The following is a 17,823-nucleotide window of genomic DNA, read 5'->3' on the forward strand; positions in this document are numbered from 1 at the left end:
CATCCTGAGCCAGGATCAAACTCTCATATAAAATATAAGAATTTGAGATAGCTCTCAAATTAAAAGTTATTAAGCGAATTGACTTCGCAAATGTTTTGCTTCAAATCACCGAAGTGATTGAAGACCCTACACATTTGATTCGTCGAAACTTTGTTCAGTTTTCAAAGGTCTACCAAGTTTGTTAACGCAAAGTCAACAAACTAATTATATCATCTCATCAGCAGCTTTGTCAAGAAGAAATTTTAACTTCTTTCTAACTGTTCGTTTCAATAAACTCACGAGACAACTTTATTATAATAACAAATCATTTAAGATCTGTCAACAACTATTTTGAAGAAGCAAATTAACTGCATCCCCGCAACAGCATGTACTAATATACCAACCATTTCCGTTCTCGTCAACACTTTTTTGCAACATCTAAAAAGTATTTTCAAAATCGTATAAACAATTGAAAACTTCAACTGCGACTAAATCAATATTATCAAAGCGGAAGCGCTCCCGTGGTCGAAAGCGGACGAAAATGTACTCATCTCGATCTTGAACATAGGTAACCTCACAAACCGGAATGCCGAAGACTTCAAAGGTCCGGCGCTGACGGTTCCCAGTATGATCAAATTGTATCGCTGTTAACCGACGAATAATCTGCATCAACTGTGAATCTGCCATCTTAAGCCCTCCTTTCCTTAAAAGCCACCATTCTAGATTACTATTGTCCGAACTTACTGTAAACAAAAAAGCGGTGAGCCAGAACTCACTTGCGAGTTTGTCTCACCATTCTAACAACTGTTTCACCGTGCTAACTACGAAATAGTAAAGAAGCCAAATTCATCCCCATCTAATTTTCATCCATGGACTTTATCCGGTTTGACAACCAGGGCCACCATTCCCGCAATCATTCCAAAGTAGTAGGTAATCAACCGCCAAAGAATCATTGCCAAGACCAACTTCGTATTCGAGTGAACAAAACTTGCAAAGAGGACCGAGAAACTGTACTCTGCCCCACCAGCACCACCTGGAATTGGGAACAATGAGATGATCATAAAGATTAAGACATGAAGACTAACTACCATCACAATGTTCAGATGATGAACTCCCAGGGCCAGCAAAATAAAGTACGGGATCAGGTAGTAAAACAGCAACTGAAAGAGCGTCACCACGCAAACCTTCCCCATCATCTTGTACTGCTTTTTCATCTTCAGGCTCTCTTGGTAAAAGGAGTCCACCATCTCATTCAAACGTGTTTTCATCTTCTCGTAGCGTTCGGGCTTCACAAAAATTGCGACCGGCCGAATCAGGATATTCATAGCCTTCTTGGTGAAATTATACCAATACATCACAAGCAAAAGGCCGACAATCACGCTCAGGTGAATCAAGAAGCCCAAAATCACTAGCAACGACAATGCATGCAAACGGGCTGCAATAAAACGAAAACCGATCAAAAGACTAGTTAAAAAGTTGATCACGATCATGGCCTGGAAAACCACAAATTTCATCAAAAGAACCGAGCTAGCCCGCCCCCCATCAACTCCCGACTGGAGCATTGCCACCAATTGTGCCGGTTGACCACCAGTCGAAAAGGGTGTAATTCCGTTAAAGAGCTGCTCAATCGGCGGCAGACGCAGGGCATCTTTCCAAGAAAAGTCGCGGTGCCGCTCATTCATAAAGATTTTAACGACGACCCCTTCCAAGCCGAGATAAAGACAGATACACAAAACTGCCACCAGCATCCAACCCCAATTCAGAGTATTGATCTGGTTCATCAGTAAATGGAGATTCACGGTCCGCAGCGAGTAAGCTATGATACCGACGCCAACTAATAGCATCGCAATTAATACTAACCAGTTTCGCCTATTCACGAGTTTGTCCCTCCCGCGCTTGCTGACGATAAAAATCATACCAAACCTTGGCGAGATGCTCCTTAGAATAGCGTTGGGCTACCAGGTGGGCCTGGTGCCGCCAGTGAGCCAAGCGTGCTGGGTCATTACGCAAAAAAGTCAGCTTCATCTGCATCTCAGAAACGTCGCTAGCTGGTTCGTAGTCTCCCGCAATAATGGAATGGTATAAGTCGAGGTCCCGCAACATCACCGGAGTGCCACAGCTAAAGGCCTCTAATACCGACATTGGAAATAGTTCATTATACGATGGCAAAAGAAAAAGGTCCGCCGCGTTGTTGAGCTCGGCAATTTCGGCTCTGGAGACAATTCCAGTGAAGCGCAAATTTTTCGGTGGATCGTCCACCACCTGTTTTAGTTCGTGATAGCCATCTGTCAGTCGGCCAAATGAAAAACCCCCAGCCCAGACAAACTGCACATCTTCATTTTGCTTGGCTAAACGGATAAAATCAGGAACCCCTTTTCGTTCCTGAATCTGACCGCTGCCGAGTACAATAAAGCGGTTCTGGGGCAGACTAAACTTATCCCGCAGCTGGGCCTTTTTGGCTGCTGTCACCGGGTGGAACCGATCGCTATCAACAAAATTGGGGATATAGGTGACCTTTTCTTTCGGAATTCCATAATCTGCTAGCTTATCAATAAAGGAGGGATTCACCACCACTAGGTGATCCATCCGTTTGTAAAAAGCAATCACGTAACGATAAAAAATCCCCCGAAATGGTTGGGGAATCTTTAAGCTGCCTTCGAGTGTTTCCGGCAAAAAATGGACATAGCCAATCTTGCGGCCCCGTTTCTTTGAAAAAGTAGAAAGATAAAAGGCCAGATCGATCGTATGGTAGTGGCTGATGTCACTGGTCCGGTAACGGTTGATGGCAATATCAAATTCGTCTTGAAAATTATTCTGCATTAAATCAATCAGTTCACGATAGGCGCTGCCAACCCCCTGGCCAGCCACCTTGTCTGCAGATGAAAACATGGTAATTTTAAGCATGATTAATTCCTCCGCCGAAATAACCGGTGTTTGGGTTCTGCTTCCTGGCGCTCGGCCATGGCAATTTGACAATCATCATAAAAGCGCACTACCTTCTGAGCGAAAACTTCCGCTGAAATAGCGTGCAACTTAGCTTGTCGCTTAGCATGGGATTCCGGGTTCTCCCGGTGATCTAGGTAGTGGATCACACCCCGGACCAAATCCTCTTGCTTTTGAAAGCTGACCCCAATGGCCGGATCATCAATTAATTCATCCGTGTACTCACTTCGCATTACCACAATTGGCAAGTCAGACGCCAGGGCTTCATCATAAGTTAGCCCCTGCGATTCCGAGTCAGAAGCCGAAACAAAGACATCCGCCATCTGGTAATAGTGGTAAACTTCATCATTATCAATTTGTCCGGCAAACTGAATATGATCCGTCAGTTGCAGCTGGCGAACCTGTCGCTCTAGGGTTTCACGGGCGGGCCCATCCCCCACGATCAATAACTGCGCCTGGGGCTTTTGGGCGATGATGTCCGGCATGGCCGCAATCAGGGCGTGAATATTCTTCTCATAGGCCAGGCGGCTCAATGACAAAAGGATTGGCGTGTCGTTCTGATAGCCGTACTTAGCGCGGAGCTTTCGGCGCTGGGCGGCCGAATCCTGCTGCTGGTAAACGCGCAGGTTAATCCCTGTCGGAATCACCCGAATTGGTCTGGTGACCTGGTAACTCTTAAGGGTGTCCAGGACCCGTTCACTGGGGGCGATCACTCCATCGATACTCTTCATATAAAGATGAACGAAGGTTGCAACATTGTGCGGCTTGACGATGTGGCCGTTGGCAATATAGTGCAAGTAGTCCTGGTACATCGTGTGATAGGTATGCAGGCAGGGAATGTCGAGTTCACGTGCTACCAACTTGCCCATCATCCCCAGGGCAAATTCGGTCTGATTATGAACAATGTCCAGTTTGAACTTTTTGGCAAGCTTTACCGCCCGGAAGGCGCCCCGGATGGCAATCCGTCGTTCCGTAAAGGAAACAAAGGGAATGCTCGGAAAACGGTAGATTCCCGCTTCCACGTCATCGTGCTTGGCTTGTGGGTCCGTTGTGGTAAAGATGTAGACATGGTGCCCCTGGGCAATCAGTTCGTCACGAAGGGTTTTAATTGAGGTAGCGACCCCACTAACCTGCGGAAAATATGTATCTGTAAAAAGACCGATATTCAAACTGATTGCTCCTCACTATAACGTATTTTGTTTAGGCCAATTATACTAGAAAATGACATTTCATACCATTTTATGATCAATTGACGATAGTGACAAGTTTTCCACCAAGAAATTAAAAAAGACGTAACCTTCTGCTTGAAGATCACGTCTATTCCTTGCGTAAAATTGGTACGTATTCCTTGACCAACATCTCAACTTCGCGAGCGCTACGGGCAGCCAGGGCCCGGTGCACCAGGGGCTGCAACTGGCGGTTATTGAGGTGGCTAATTAAGGAGCGAATTCGTAAAATTTGGCTGCTGTTCATTGAGAACTCGTCCAACCCCATCGCCGTTAACAGCGGCGTGGCTAACGGATTGCCGGCCATCTCGCCACACATACCGACCCACTTGCCTTCCGCGTGGGCGGCATCAATCACCCGTTTAACCAGCCGCAAAACGGCCGGGTGCAGTTCCTGATAAAGATAAGCCACCCGGGAGTTGCCCCGATCAGCCGCAAAGAGGTACTGGATCAAGTCGTTGCTGCCAATGCTGAAAAAGTCAACGTCAGGGGCGAAGGCATCCGCCATTACAGCTGCCGATGGTACTTCCAGCATCATCCCGACCTCAACGCTATCGGCCACTGCAACTCCAGCTCGGCCAAGCTTCCGACGTTCATCATCCAGAATATCGCGGGCCTGGGTAAATTCTTCCGGCGTGGCAATCATTGGGAACATAATTGCCAGCCCGCCATAGGCTGATGCGCGTAGCAACGCTCGCAGCTGGGGGCGTAAAATTTCTGGTTTAGCTAAGCCAATACGGATCGCTCGAAAGCCCAGGTAGGGATTGTCCTCGTGCGGCAGCTTAAACATCCCCAGACGCTTGTCACCACCAATATCTAAGGTCCGGGCCACTACCCGTTGTTCGCCCATCGCCGTAACGAATTTTTTGTAGACATGAAACTGTTCGTCCTCACTCGGCAATTTGGTCTGGTCCATATAGAGAAACTCTGTCCGCAAGAGACCGATCCCCTCGGCGCCGTTGTCGTGCGCATACTTAATGTCATTGAGGGTTCCCACGTTAGCCCCAACCTCGTACTTGCGGCCATCCTTGCTGACGGTATGCTGGTCACGCAAGGCCCCCCAGACCTGCTGTTCCCGGGCAAATTCCCCTGCCAGCAATTGGTAGTGTTCCAGTTGCTGATCGGTTGGTCGAACGATTACCTTGCCGTGAATGCCGTCAACGATCAGCAAATCGCCATCCTTAATCTGGCTCGTCGCATTATGCGTGCCAACGACTACCGGCAGTGACAAGGTCTTGGACATAATGGAAAAGTGAGACGTCCGTCCGCCATAGTCGGTCACTAAACCGGCCACATATCGGCGGTCAAACTGAGCCGTGTCGGTGGGAGTTACGTTTTTAGCAACAATAATTGCCCGGTGATCCAGGGAATTCGGGTCAGGGAGTCGTACCCCCATCAGATGGCTCAACAGGCGTTTATAAACGTCCTGCACTGCCAACGCCCGGGATTGAAGATAGTCATTATCATTCATGTGTTCAAAGAGGGTCAGATAATGATCCGTCGTGACTTTGGCCGCCCATTCGGCCGTGTAGGCATTTCCTCTAATCAGGCGTTCAAGATTTTCCAAAAGGACGGGATCGTTTAATATTTCCAGCTGGGTGTCAACGACCGCAGCCGCCTGTTGGCCCAGATTCTGGTGGGCCCGCTGCCGAATCCGTTTGAGTTCCTTCGTCGTTAACGTAAAAGAATCACGAAGCCGGGCGACCTCATGATTCTTGTCAGCTGTATGCTGTTTCTTAATGGATAGATCTGACCCTACTAATAGGTAGGCTGGCGCAATGGCAATTCCACTGCTCGCCGCCAACCCAGTTAGCAGCAGTGACATTAGTCAGTCAATCCTTCCTTCTTCATCGTTTCAGCAACGGCGTCCAGTGCTTCCTTTTCGTCGTCACCGTTGGCAGTGATGGTAACTTCGGCGTTTTGGCCAACACCTAAGGACATAACACCCATGATGGACTTCAGGTTAACACTCTTGCCTTCGTATGACAGAGTAACATCGGAGCCGTACTTAGATGCGGTCTGAACCAGGATAGTGGCAGGACGAGCATGAATACCAGTTTCAGCAATAATCGTAAAATCGCGTTTTTCCATACTTAATCAGTCTCCTTCGAGCAGATATAATAATTATCAGTGGCCATACCGCTGATACACCTCGATATGTTTATTTTAGCAATTGTAAGCGTTAAATACAAGATCAGCCGGCGCTTTTGTCAACAATCAATCCTGACGTAGGTGATAAACAATTTTACCCCCGATATTGGCCTTCCCCTCAATCTGGGTTCGATACGGATAAGCGTGGTAGACCCGTTGAAAGGCCTGAAAGTCTTCGGGAGTGATCACAAACTGGTCAATCTTGCCATTTCGCAAATCGTCGAGTTCCTGTTGAAAATTCTTCTCTGCCATCAAATCACCTCATTGGTTTCTTTCTATATATTAATGTGAACTTTCCGCCACCTATTTTAGCATTCTTTACCAAAGAGTGCTAAAATCTGTAGTGGAGACTTTGACCATTGATGATCTACTTAGGGCGGCAAGGCTTTGCGATTTTCTTAAAAAGAGTCTTTTGGCTTGCACTACGATAAAAAGTAAGTATAATGTAGTCATGGTCAAGAAAGGTCAAACTTTTAATTGACCTTTCAGAGATACTATCAAGGAGGTATTTTATTCGATGCTCTGTCAAAATTGTCATCAAAACCCCGCAACAATTCACCTGCAGATGAATTTCAACGGTCAGCGGGTGCAAATTGACCTCTGCCAAAATTGCTATCAAAAATTACAAGACTTACAAACCAACATGATGAATGGGGGTAACGGAATGAACAACTTCAACTTCGGAAGCCTGGAAGACTTCATGAATGCCATGGGCAATATGCAAGGTCAGCCGGCCGGCTCAAATGGTCAGGCTAGTGGTGCCCAGGGTCAGCGCCAGGGTGGTCGCCGTGGCGGCAAAGGCGTCCTCGGTCAGTACGGAATTAACCTGACCGACATGGCGCGCCAAGGTAAGATTGACCCGGTGATCGGCCGTGATAAGGAAATCAAGCGGGTCATTGAGATTCTCAACCGGCGGACCAAGAATAACCCAGTCCTGATCGGTGAAGCCGGTGTCGGGAAGACCGCCGTGGTTGAAGGCCTAGCCCAGGCGATCGTTTCCGGTGAAGTTCCAGAAAAGCTAGCGAACAAGGAAATCATCCGACTCGACGTGGTTTCCCTGGTTCAAGGAACCGGGATTCGAGGCCAATTCGAACAGCGGATGCAACAATTAATGGAAGAAGTTCGCAAGAATAAGAACATCATCCTCTTCATCGACGAAATTCATGAAATCATGGGTGCTGGGAATGCCGAGGGTGGCATGGACGCCGGCAACGTCTTGAAGCCAGCGCTGGCCCGGGGTGATTTCCAACTGCTCGGTGCGACGACTTTAAATGAATACCGGAAGATCGAAAAGGATGCCGCCCTTGCCCGGCGGTTCCAACCGGTCGAGGTCAACGAACCATCCGTCGAGGAAACCATCAAGATCTTGAACGGGATCAAGGGCCGCTACCAGGACTACCACCACGTTAAGTACACCGACGATGCGGTGGTGGCTGCTGCTAAATTATCCGACCGCTACATTCAGGACCGGTTCCTGCCGGACAAGGCGATCGATCTACTGGATGAGGCCGGTTCACGTAAGAATCTGACCCTGAAGACGGCCGACCCGAACACGATTGAAAATGAAATTCACACGGCAGAAGCTCACAAGCAACAAGCCGCAGACAACCAGGACTACGAAAAGGCCGCCTTCTACCGTGACCAGGTTTCCAAGCTGGAAAAGGCTAAGAAGGCCGCAGAAGAAAACCACACCGAGGACACCGCGACGGTCACCGTCCAGGACATGCAAAAGATCGTCGAAGAGAAGACCAACATCCCCGTTGGTGACTTGCAAAAGCAAGAAGAAAACCAGCTGCGGGACCTTGACAAGAAGCTGGAGCAGCACGTCATTGGCCAAAATGAGGCCGTCGACAAGATTGCCCGGGCCATCCGGCGAAACCGGATTGGCCTCAACAAGTCTGGCCGGCCGATTGGTTCCTTCCTCTTCGTTGGACCTACCGGTGTCGGGAAGACCGAAACGGCCAAGCAGTTGGCTAAACAGCTCTTTGGTTCTAAGGATGCCATGATCCGGTTCGACATGTCCGAATACATGGACAAGACTTCGACTTCCAAGCTGATCGGGGCTGCCCCTGGTTACGTCGGCTACGAGGAAGCTGGTCAACTGACCGAACAGGTTCGGCGTCACCCTTACAGCCTGATCCTGCTCGATGAAGTTGAAAAAGCCCACCCGGACGTTATGCACATGTTCCTGCAGATTCTGGATGACGGACGCCTGACCGATTCCCAGGGCCGGACCGTTTCCTTCAAGGATACGATCATCATCATGACTTCCAATGCCGGAACCGGTGACTCCGAAGCCAGCGTCGGCTTTGGGGCTGAATCGAATGGTTCCACCCACTCGATTCTTGATAAGCTGACCAACTACTTCAAGCCAGAATTCTTGAACCGATTTGACGACATCGTTCAGTTCAACGCCCTGACTAAGCCGGACCTGATGAAGATCGTCAGCCTGATGATCGCTGACGTCAACAGTATGCTCAGCGACCGTGGTCTCCACATCACCGTGCCGGATGACGTTGCCGAAAAACTGGTTGACCTAGGCTACAATCCAAAGATGGGTGCCCGGCCACTGCGGCGGGTTATCCAAGAACAGATTGAAGACCGGATCGCCGACTACGTTCTTGACCACAACGACGTCAAGAACCTGGCCGCCAAGCTCGACGATGATGGCAATATCACTGTTGTGGCGGCAGCACCGGTTGCGACTGCGGATGCCAACGTTGATAGCGATAAGTAATTTTCTTGTATAAAATCAATGCACCTCAGATTTCAAAATTGCTGAAATCTGAGGTGCATTTTTATATATTTTCAGTATTTCTCTTATAAATTCCCGACTTCTTAAGTCATGAGTAAATCTTTCTTTTACCGCATTCGTCGTCGCACTTCCAGTACCGGCAAAGCCACCAATGGAACCACGATCACCGCCAAAGTTAGTTCTGCCACCCCGTTCGTCGCCATAATGGTTTCTAGGGCCGGCAGAAGGTGGTCAACATTGACACCGTACGCGTGGGCAACTGCCGGGGTCCGATAAAAGAGCGCCACCGCCCCGAGGACCAGACCGGTATTGGTGATCGTCCCACCGATCGCCGCGACGATTGCTGCTGCTCGTTGTGAATGTGCAGAACGGCTAACCAGTTGAAAAAGCCAGCCAGCAACCAGGCCAATCATAATCCGCGGCACGACCGAAACCAAGGGATTCACAAACACCAGCGGCGCCAGCGGGCTGGACGGCGCCACGAAGGCCCGGACCCAGGTCAAGAGTCCCCAGACACCACCGATGATGGCCCCCTCCCCCGGCCCCAGGGTAATTGCGGCAATAATGACCGTCACGTGCAGAGTAGTGATGCTCAAGGGACCCAGCGGGATGTTGCCAAAGAACGGCACAAAGTCCTGTAAGATGATGATTGCAATGAAGATGGCGCGCGTGGCGTTGCGCCGGATTCGTTGGTGGCGTGTCATAATGTTTCCCCCGTTTATTTGAATAAGTCGATTTTAACAGTCTCAGACAATTTTCACCACCCTTCTTTCTCACTGCCGAAAAGCGGTATAATAAAAGTTAAAGATTCAATTTGACGAGGTGAAATTATGTTTGAGCAATTTAAGACCGGGAACCCAATCTGGGTCTACTATATCGATATTGATTCCGGCGCTAACCTGGTAGTCCCACAGCTGCTGCGGGGGCGGCTCGGCCAGGCTTACCAGGTCGCTAAAAAGGAATTTCCACACTACCGCTATGTCAAGACCGAGGGGCAGACCACGGGAACTTTCGACATGAACCAACGCAACGTCCGCCTGTTTTATCGTAAAAAAAACTGGGGTGAGGTCCAGGCGATCGAAATGTTTCTCAAGCTTGATGCCAAAACGGTTATTTACGATACCGTCAACGGCATGCCCGTGGGCCAGCCCCTGCCGCCGGACATCATTATCAAGGCCTTCCATCGGGTAGCCACTAAAAATGGTGAATTTTGGTACGAAATTGGTTCGAACCAATGGATTAAGTATGACCAGATGCACGTGGTCGACGATCCCTTCACCGGCAAAAACGAAAAGATTGATTCTCGACTGGCCAAGCGTCTCACCGTCTTGCCGCTGCACGATGTCCCGGCAAGCGTTGACTACATTCCCGGCAAAGCGGTGGATATCTATGATCAGCCATACGGTAATGCCATCGACAAGATTGAAGATGGCAAGGAAATCACATTGACTGGAAAACTGAATGACAATAACGAAATTACCTGGTACCAAATCGGTCCTAATCGCTACATCTCAGGCAATTACGTCAAAATTGCATCTGAAGAATGATTAAAAAGATCGCTTAACTGATGGATTGCACCCTGTCTGCTTGACAGAGTGCAGTCCAAGCTAAGCGATCTTTTATTATTCCTCCTTCACTGGGTGCTCAATCCGGTAGATATCTAAGAAGTACTCGGCAACCGTCTTGACGACTGCATAGGCGGGAATGCACAGGATCATGCCACCGATCCCGGCGATATGCCCGGCCGCCAGCAGGAGCAAAATGATTGTTAACGGATGGATTTTTAGGCTCCGGCCGATGATATTCGGATAAACGATGTTGCCGTCGATCTGCTGGACGATTAGGACGACGATGATCACTGGAATAATCTTATTTGGGGCCATCGTCAGCGAAACGAAGAGTGCTGGCGCAATTCCAATATAAGGACCAATGTAGGGAATAATGTTACAAAGGCCGGCCGCGATCCCCAGCACCAGGGCCAGTGGCTGGTTGATGATCAGGTAGCCAATCGAGGTAAAGATCCCGACGAAGAGACATTCGATCACCTGACCGGAGATGTAGGAGGACAGGGTGTCGTTCATCTTGGTCAGCAGCTGCCCCACCTCCTTGGCGTGGTGTGGCGATAACCACTTCTGAATGCTGGGGGTCAGCTTCGAGCCGTCCTTGAGCATGTAGAAGAGCATCACCGGCACCGTGATCGTCACCACGGTAACGTTGGTGACGGCCCCAATGATGTCCCCGACCCGCGACGAGAGGCCCTTCAGAATCATCTGGGCGTATTTGGCCAGCTGATGATCGAATTGCCGGTAGTAAGATGTCAGGTCAACGCTCTTGAGAAACGAATGCTGGATGGTGTTGTTTAACAAATGCTGGATCCCACTGACCGTCTGCGGCAGATGCGTAACCAACGTGCTGATTTCCTTGATTACGGGCGGGATCAGCAAGAAGAGGCCCCAGACAATGATCAGGATTAGGGCCGCGACCAAGAGGAGACTGGCGAGACCCTTGTTGATCTGGTGGCCACGAATCTTGATTTTGAGCATTAATTTCAAGATCGGGTTCAGCATGTAATACAAGAATCCCGAGAGGATCAGCGGCACAAAGACCACCGAGATGAAGGTTAGAAATGGTTTGAAAATAAACTGGATCTTGGTACAGACAAAAATCAGCGTGGCCAAAATCAGCAGCAGCAACGGCCAAAACAGCCGCCGGTAAAATTGACGATTAGACATCTTTCTCATCCTTAAACTTTATTGAGTCTCTCCATATCATAAGCTAAATCAGCACCAATTGATAGGTGGAAATTAACCACGGCTAAGTTTTATTTTACAAAAAATAACAAAATCTTTCTATTGAGTTACATTAATATTTCAAACGTGTTACAATTAATGTATCAAAAAGCTAACAATGTTAAAAACATTGCGGAAGGGGTGCTATTTATTATGAAGCTTAACAAGAAGATCTTAAACAGTTCGTTGGTAATCATGCTGGCATTGGGACTCGGTGGTTGCGCCGTTAGTTCTGCGCCGACGACCCACAAGGCAAGCGAAGCCACCAGTGCCAAGGTTGTCAAGCAGAGCAGCAAGAAGAATTCCGACAAGTCAACCAAAGCGGATAATAAGGCAACCACCAAGAAGTCCGCAAGTCAAACAACAAATGCAAGTAGTACTAACAGCGAAAGTACGACCGCTACTAGTACCGTCCAGGCGGCAAACGTAAGCAGTGCTAGTGCTAAGGAAGTCACGGCCGCAGCAACTCACAAGACAAGCGAAAGCACCGCCCAGACGGCCACCACTAGTGCAGCTCAAACAGCAACCAGCAAGGCCACTAGTCAAAAAGCCCACCAAGAAATTCAACTGGGCCTGGGTGACGTCGCTAGTTGGACCGACAATACAGGAGTTACCCACCACGTTGACAGTGATGGGATGGATCGGCAGACCATCTCCGGCAGCGATCAGGTCCACTACCAGGATTGGTCCGGCAGCCTGCCACAGAATGCCGTTGTTAGTCACAATAATTAATTACTAAGCAATAGCATCCCCAAAAAGGGAGTGGGAAAGAACTCGCTTGCGAGTTCGTCTTCCCACCCCCGCGAGGCTGGCTAGGCGTCCTGGGCGTTGATTTATCAACGTTCAGGCTAGCTTCGCGTCGCAGCCAACTACCGCGCTGTAGCATTTATAATCTATATAACAGCAAAGAGGCTAGGTTAATTCCCAGCCTCTTTTTGCTTACTTCAAATATTTTAAAATATAGTGGTGACCGGCAGTGATGTCGTACTGGAGCAGCTGGTAGTCATGCCAAAGCTGCTTCTGGGACTTGGTAAAGTTCTTCTTCTTGACAACCTTCCCCCGCTGGTTGACGAACTCGTTGCGGTCCACCGTCTGGTCGCTGCTGGACTGGTTAAAGTTCACTACAACGGCCGGCAGCTGTTCATAAACGCGGGTTAGCAGTGCCTGATACCAATTGACCCGTGAATTGGTCTGCTTAGCAACCATCGCCATGAAATCGTTTGGATCAACGATCTTGCTCTTGTCCTTCAGGCTACGGGCACCGTGCTTGCGTGCATAACGATTCGAATAGATAAAGTAGTCGGTTTCGTGAAGCTGCAAGCCATCGGTCGCCATACTGTTGCCATAGATACCTGGCAAGTGATCGCCGTAGAAGACCACGGTGATCGGCTTGTTAATCTTATCGATCTGCTTGATGAACTGTTTAACATAGTTGTCGGTGTAATGAATTCCGGTAATGTAGTCGTTCAAGGAATTCTTATCCGTCCCACCGGAAACGGTTTGGGCCTGGTACTGAGACAAATTATTGTAATAATTCTGGTCAAATGGCAAGTGGTTCTGCATCGTGATCAGGTTGATAAACTGCCCGCCCTGGTGATTATTGATCTGGTCCAGCGTGTTGGCGTAGGCCGTCTTGTCCGACAGGTAAGGGCTGCGATCAATCTTATGCTGGTGCTTGATCGGGTACTTGCTACCGAGGTAGAGAAATTTGTCAAAGCCAAACTTCTTGTAAACCGCGATCCGACTATAGAAAACGCCCTGGTACGGGTGAATAGCCACCGCATGTTGGAAGCTATCAACCACTGACGGCTCCTTGGTCAGGCGGGTCACCAGCTGGGTATAAGGCACCGCTAACGTTGGCAAGAAATTGCTGAGGCTGAGACCGGTCAGAGTCATGTATTCCATGTTCGCCGTTCCCCCACCGTAGCCGGAACTAAGCATCAGGCCCCCAGTCGCCTTTTTCTTGAGACTCGTAATGTAAGGGATAGGGTTCTTCGTCAGGGTCACACCTGGTACCCGCTGTGGATTGGCAAAACTCTCGCTCAGGTTAAAGATTACCGTCTGGTCGCCTAGTTTGTTGGTTCGATGACGATTAATCTGCATCGCCTCTTTTTGATAGCGCCGCACAATTTGTTTCATCGTCGCCGCTGAGTAGCCGCTTGGCTTTTTCATGACCTCGCAATCAACATTATTGAGGAATTGAAGCGTCGGCCCGTTTTTCCGTGCGCCGTCCAATTGACTGTAAAAAGTCGGCTGGTTGCCGATCGCAGTTAGGAAGTTATTCAACGGTCCCTGCTGATTCCAGAAAAAACTGGTTGCCACGAACAATGGCAAAAACACTAGCCAGGCCAAGCGGCGATGCCAGGACCAAGCAAGCCGGAGCGATAACTTTTTCTCGGCAAGGACAACCAGGGCCACAAGCAAAACGATTGCCAGGATCGCGGCCAGCATTGTTTTCACATTGACCATCTTGATCAGTTCAACGTTGAGGGCCGAGAGATCGGCTGGTAGAACTGGTTCATCACGGGCCTGGATCTTAACGCGACTCCCTACCATGAAAATTAAATTGAAAATTACCACAATGGCGAGACTGGTCCAGTAGCGCCTGGTTAACGCCTGGCAAAATTTAATTCCAGAAAAAATGATCAGGGCTGTCAACAATAAGAGTAGTTCCCGCTGCCCGAGGGCGTAAGCAAGGGTGTTATAGGTAACATTATCAACATAAATTCGCCAGCCCTCATTCATCATCAGCATCGAGGCCACCGCAATCAGGTAGGCCAAGCCAAAGGCAAGCAGATTCGGACTCAAGCGGCGAACCCAATGCTTGATAGTGGCAAGTTGATCCCGCAGTGCACTGCTACTCAAACGGTGCAGCCGACAGTTAAAACTGGCAACCAACGGCAAACGTACCCAGAGCTGCCAAAGCGCCGCCACCACCATCGCGAGGGCCAGCACTGCTAAGGTCAGCAGTGCTAATAATCCCGAGGACTGGTGAAGTGATTTTGCCAGCTCAGCGCAAACGGTCGTTGTTGCACTCGCCTCCACTAGCGGCAAAAACGTCCAGGTAAGGCGCACCGGCATCGCCATTAGCGACTGTTCACCCAGCAACTTAACAATCCCCGCTGCGATAATCACCGTGAGAATGTTCACCGGGGTGGAATAACGGGTGATCGTCGTGCCGGTAATGCTAAACCAAGGCATCACTACCTGAAGGCCCGTGTTGAAGAGCAAAGCCCCACCGACCAGCACCCCCCACCAGCGTTTCCGCCATTTCAAAAAGTGCTGACGGCTTTCTAACCAACCGAGGAGAAAAACCAGTGCATAAAAAAGGCTGCTAGTTCGTTCCTTCCAGCCAAAAATACTCGGGGTGAAAATCGTCGAAGCAGTTATTAGCGCCAGGATCAATCCCACCACCACCGCTTGCCAGCGTCGTTCCAAGTGATCACTAATGCGGCCAAGCACTAGCCCAATTAAGAGTCCACTGATCAGTGGGTAGGAATTACGCAGAATTGGCAGAGCGGCATTGTAGAATACCTTCGTCATTACACTGGTACTGAACAGACTGACCACTAGGCAAAGCAGGCTGCCGATAATCAGAGTATTCAACCACACTTTTACCAGCAGTGCCTTCGCATCCGCAACCCGTCGCGCAAGGTAGGCACCCAGCACAAGCATTAGGATATCCGGGCCAATCATCGTCAGCCCACGGGTGATGTTATAGATCACCGTTGCGAAGTCCCAGCCCCGATTAGTAGCGATTTGTGGACTCATTCGCCAATAGAGCTGGCTGAAGCCCGCCCAAGCTAAAATAATCAGGTAGGTAATTTGCCTCCTTGTTCGCTTCACTGAAAAAACACCTCTTTCGTTGAAAACTATTATAAGCTTTAAATATTGCAAACCTGTGACATAACCAAAAAAACTAGCGATTATCCGAAAATAATCACTAGTTTTCCTTTTATTCTAAAACAATTTTTGACAATAACGGGCTGATTTGTTCAATTTACTCTTCGGTTACAGAAGTTGCGGTCACATGGTAGGTATGACCGTTGCCGCTAACCGTCCAATCGTTGGTTCCATTCTGGGTAGCGGTGTAGCCGTCAATTTCATCCATTGAAGGAACGTCCGGCCGCGCTTGACCATTGGCGCCGGCCTCGTTGATCTTGTTCAACAGGTGTTCCTTAACGATGTTCTTGGCATCAGTGGCTGTCATCTGCGCCTGAGTTGTAGAATCGCTCTTCGCCGTGACCGTGCTGGAATGGTCGCCAGTCTTCACAACTTTGTATTGACTCTGCGTGTTCTGAGAACTGCTCGTTTGACTTGCACTGGATTGTGAGCTAGCCGTCGCTTGAGAAGAAGAAGCCGTCTGCGCACTTGAGCTCGTGCTCTTCTTGCTTTCGTTCTTAGTCGAAGCAGAAAGAGCTTTCTTTTTGTTGGTCGAATTCGAAGATTTAACCACCTTGGCCGACCGCGCCTCGTTATCCTTTGTCGATTTCGTCGAACTTGAATTGCCACATGCAGCAAGGGTCAAAACCATGGAACCAGCAGCGAATAAAGTCACAAATTTTTTGTACATATAGATTTAAACACTCCTCAATAAGGCATTACAGAGTTACGTAATAACTAGCGTTGTAGTACTTAGTGTAGCCGATCTTCACAACGTCACCCGGTTCTGGGGCGTGGACATAAGCACCGTTCCCCAGAGAAATGGCAACGTGATAAGGAGCACTGTCGCTCCCGAAGAACAACAAGGCACCCTTTGGAGCATTGGCAACGTCGTAGTGGTGCTTACCCAGCGTCTGTTGTTGGTAAGTTGTCCGGTAGTTGCTGCCCAGGCCATAAGCCCATTGTACTAAACCAGAGCAGTCAAAGCCAGTCGATGGCTTATTACCACCCCAAACGTAGGCTGTTCCCCGTACTGACAGCGCCTTGTTGACGGCAGCACTGTGATCATCACTCCAGGAACCATCACTGTTGAAGTGGTAGCTTTGACCGTTGATCGTCTGGTCACCGGTGGCCATCCAGGCGTTCGTTGGGTCGAAATAGTACCAGTTGTTGTTGATCTTTTGCCAACCAGTCTCTGCCCAGGCATTGTTGGTGTCAAAGTAGTACCAATTACCGGCGCCAGACTTATACCAACCCTTGCTTGCCCAAGCGTTGTTTTCATCGAAGTGATACCAGTTGTTGTTGATCTTCTGCCAACCAGTATCCGCCCAAGCATTGTTAGTATCGAAGTAGTACCAGTTATTGTTGATCTTTTGCCAGCCAGTATTAGCCCAGGCGTTCGTAGTATCAAAATTGTACCAGTTGTTGTTGATCTTTTGCCAACCGGTATCTGCCCAGGCATTGTTTTGGTCGAAGTAGTACCAGTTACCGGCGTCGGACTTGTACCAGCCAGTCTTAGCGGAACCATCATCGTTGAAGAGGTACCAGTTAGAATTGGATTGGTACCAGCCGGTCTTGGCAGCACCATTGTCACCGAAGTAGTACCAACTGTTGTTGACATTTTCCCAGGTGTTGGTAGCGTAGTTCGTGGCATCCTTGTAATAGTAAGTGCCACCATCACGCTGCACCAGACCAGTTTGGTTTGATTGAGTAGCGGTTTCGTTTGTTGCCGCAGCATTCTTCATCTCGCCAGTCAGCTGGGTTGCCGTGTTCTGGTTGTCAGTCGTTGTCTGAGTTGTTTGGTTAATCTGCGTCGTCGCAGCATCGATGTTGGTTGTATCCGCCTGACCATCGGCAGTTGCCATCGTCATACCGAGCGTCAGGGAAGCCAAAGCAACCATTGCCATGCTGACCCACTGCTTGCCACTCTTATATAACTTGACACTCTCTCACAATGTTAAACCCTACTAATATTTTAAATGTTTTGGATCAAATTATCAATGAAACAGTTAGTCATATTCATGATTACACTAATTCTTCGCGAGCTTTCATTCGAAAAAGAAAATTAACAGCCAGTACAACGATCAAAACAATCCTT

The 17,823-nt window shown here is 49.0% G+C and carries 15 protein-coding genes and 1 pseudogene; 3 read left to right on the forward strand and 13 right to left on the reverse strand.

Annotated elements, in window-relative coordinates; genetic code table 11:
• Window positions 1-417 precede the first annotated feature (417 nt).
• The 7 genes from OCT58_RS07685 to ykzS form a co-directional block, all read right to left on the reverse strand.
• A complete protein-coding gene (locus OCT58_RS07685) occupies window positions 418-666 on the reverse strand; it encodes a DUF1797 family protein (RefSeq protein WP_267202291.1) in 249 nt (82 codons plus the stop codon).
• Window positions 667-842: 176 nt separating this feature from the next.
• Entirely contained in the window at window positions 843-1,856 is a 1,014-nt protein-coding gene (locus OCT58_RS07690; protein ID WP_267202292.1) for a lysylphosphatidylglycerol synthase transmembrane domain-containing protein, read from the reverse strand.
• The gene (locus tag OCT58_RS07695) at window positions 1,849-2,883 is read right to left on the reverse strand and encodes a glycosyltransferase family 4 protein (protein WP_267202293.1); all 1,035 of its coding nucleotides are present in this window, start codon (window positions 2,881-2,883) and stop codon (window positions 1,849-1,851) included. Before OCT58_RS07695 ends, OCT58_RS07690 begins: the two co-directional genes overlap by 8 nt.
• Before the next feature lie 2 nt (window positions 2,884-2,885).
• Window positions 2,886-4,091 (reverse strand): glycosyltransferase family 4 protein, encoded by a 1,206-nt coding sequence (locus tag OCT58_RS07700; protein WP_267202294.1) that lies wholly within the window; start codon window positions 4,089-4,091, stop codon window positions 2,886-2,888.
• A 148-nt stretch (window positions 4,092-4,239) separates the two neighbouring features.
• The gene (gene ptsP, locus OCT58_RS07705) at window positions 4,240-5,973 is read right to left on the reverse strand and encodes a phosphoenolpyruvate--protein phosphotransferase (RefSeq protein ID WP_267202295.1); all 1,734 of its coding nucleotides are present in this window, start codon (window positions 5,971-5,973) and stop codon (window positions 4,240-4,242) included.
• A complete protein-coding gene (locus OCT58_RS07710; protein ID WP_267202296.1) occupies window positions 5,973-6,239 on the reverse strand; it encodes a phosphocarrier protein HPr in 267 nt (88 codons plus the stop codon). The genes ptsP and OCT58_RS07710 overlap by 1 nt, the downstream gene beginning before the upstream one ends.
• 126 nt (window positions 6,240-6,365) lie before the next feature.
• Entirely contained in the window at window positions 6,366-6,551 is a 186-nt protein-coding gene (gene ykzS, locus OCT58_RS07715) for a protein YkzS (protein WP_267202297.1), read from the reverse strand.
• 265 nt (window positions 6,552-6,816) lie between these two features.
• Here ykzS and OCT58_RS07720 point away from each other — a divergent pair, with 265 nt between their 5' ends.
• Window positions 6,817-9,036, forward strand: a complete 2,220-nt coding sequence (locus tag OCT58_RS07720) for an ATP-dependent Clp protease ATP-binding subunit (RefSeq protein ID WP_267202298.1) — start codon at window positions 6,817-6,819, stop codon at window positions 9,034-9,036.
• 125 nt (window positions 9,037-9,161) lie between these two features.
• Here OCT58_RS07720 and OCT58_RS07725 read toward each other — a convergent pair whose 3' ends face one another.
• Entirely contained in the window at window positions 9,162-9,758 is a 597-nt protein-coding gene (locus OCT58_RS07725) for an ECF transporter S component (protein WP_267202299.1), read from the reverse strand.
• Between the two features lie 126 nt (window positions 9,759-9,884).
• On the opposite strand from OCT58_RS07725, the gene OCT58_RS07730 reads away from it, so the two are divergent.
• The gene (locus tag OCT58_RS07730; RefSeq protein WP_267202300.1) at window positions 9,885-10,601 is read left to right on the forward strand and encodes a MucBP domain-containing protein; all 717 of its coding nucleotides are present in this window, start codon (window positions 9,885-9,887) and stop codon (window positions 10,599-10,601) included.
• 75 nt (window positions 10,602-10,676) lie between these two features.
• On the opposite strand, the gene OCT58_RS07735 is transcribed toward OCT58_RS07730, so the two are convergent.
• A complete protein-coding gene (locus tag OCT58_RS07735; RefSeq protein WP_267202301.1) occupies window positions 10,677-11,786 on the reverse strand; it encodes an AI-2E family transporter in 1,110 nt (369 codons plus the stop codon).
• Window positions 11,787-11,996: 210 nt separating this feature from the next.
• On the opposite strand from OCT58_RS07735, the gene OCT58_RS07740 reads away from it, so the two are divergent.
• On the forward strand, window positions 11,997-12,575 hold the full coding sequence (locus OCT58_RS07740; protein WP_267202302.1) for a hypothetical protein: 579 nt from the start codon (window positions 11,997-11,999) through the stop codon (window positions 12,573-12,575).
• Window positions 12,576-12,782: 207 nt separating this feature from the next.
• Here OCT58_RS07740 and OCT58_RS10435 read toward each other — a convergent pair whose 3' ends face one another.
• The 4 genes and pseudogenes from OCT58_RS10435 to OCT58_RS07760 form a co-directional block, all read right to left on the reverse strand.
• On the reverse strand, window positions 12,783-15,689 hold the full coding sequence (locus OCT58_RS10435; RefSeq protein WP_267202303.1) for a sulfatase-like hydrolase/transferase: 2,907 nt from the start codon (window positions 15,687-15,689) through the stop codon (window positions 12,783-12,785).
• A gap of 154 nt (window positions 15,690-15,843) precedes the next feature.
• A complete protein-coding gene (locus tag OCT58_RS07750) occupies window positions 15,844-16,416 on the reverse strand; it encodes a hypothetical protein (protein ID WP_267202304.1) in 573 nt (190 codons plus the stop codon).
• Between the two features lie 28 nt (window positions 16,417-16,444).
• Window positions 16,445-17,596, reverse strand: coding sequence for an NlpC/P60 family protein (locus OCT58_RS07755; protein ID WP_306309876.1), 1,152 nt, complete (start codon window positions 17,594-17,596; stop codon window positions 16,445-16,447).
• Window positions 17,570-17,668, reverse strand: a pseudogene (locus OCT58_RS07760) (KxYKxGKxW signal peptide domain-containing protein); the annotation flags it as partial. The gene OCT58_RS07755 and the pseudogene OCT58_RS07760, both read right to left, overlap by 27 nt.
• Between the last annotated feature and the right edge of the window lie 155 nt (window positions 17,669-17,823).

Origin of the sequence: Limosilactobacillus kribbianus, from assembly GCF_026413145.1 — a bacterium.
GTDB lineage: Bacteria > Bacillota > Bacilli > Lactobacillales > Lactobacillaceae > Limosilactobacillus > Limosilactobacillus kribbianus.

Bases quoted from the DNA above. Each gene is read 5' to 3' on its own strand.
- OCT58_RS07685 (WP_267202291.1), bottom strand. From the start codon at position 666: ATGGCAGATTCACAGTTGATGCAGATTATTCGTCGGTTAACAGCGATA.
- OCT58_RS07695 (WP_267202293.1), bottom strand. From the start codon at position 2,883: ATGCTTAAAATTACCATGTTTTCATCTGCAGACAAGGTGGCTGGCCAG.
- ykzS (WP_267202297.1), bottom strand. From the start codon at position 6,551: ATGGCAGAGAAGAATTTTCAACAGGAACTCGACGATTTGCGAAATGGC.
- OCT58_RS07750 (WP_267202304.1), bottom strand. From the start codon at position 16,416: ATGTACAAAAAATTTGTGACTTTATTCGCTGCTGGTTCCATGGTTTTG.
- OCT58_RS07725 (WP_267202299.1), bottom strand. From the start codon at position 9,758: ATGACACGCCACCAACGAATCCGGCGCAACGCCACGCGCGCCATCTTC.
- OCT58_RS07730 (WP_267202300.1), top strand. From the start codon at position 9,885: ATGTTTGAGCAATTTAAGACCGGGAACCCAATCTGGGTCTACTATATC.
- OCT58_RS07720 (WP_267202298.1), top strand. From the start codon at position 6,817: ATGCTCTGTCAAAATTGTCATCAAAACCCCGCAACAATTCACCTGCAG.
- ptsP (WP_267202295.1), bottom strand. From the start codon at position 5,973: ATGTCACTGCTGCTAACTGGGTTGGCGGCGAGCAGTGGAATTGCCATT.
- OCT58_RS07755 (WP_306309876.1), bottom strand. From the start codon at position 17,596: ATGACGATGGCAACTGCCGATGGTCAGGCGGATACAACCAACATCGAT.
- OCT58_RS07740 (WP_267202302.1), top strand. From the start codon at position 11,997: ATGAAGCTTAACAAGAAGATCTTAAACAGTTCGTTGGTAATCATGCTG.
- OCT58_RS07735 (WP_267202301.1), bottom strand. From the start codon at position 11,786: ATGTCTAATCGTCAATTTTACCGGCGGCTGTTTTGGCCGTTGCTGCTG.
- OCT58_RS07710 (WP_267202296.1), bottom strand. From the start codon at position 6,239: ATGGAAAAACGCGATTTTACGATTATTGCTGAAACTGGTATTCATGCT.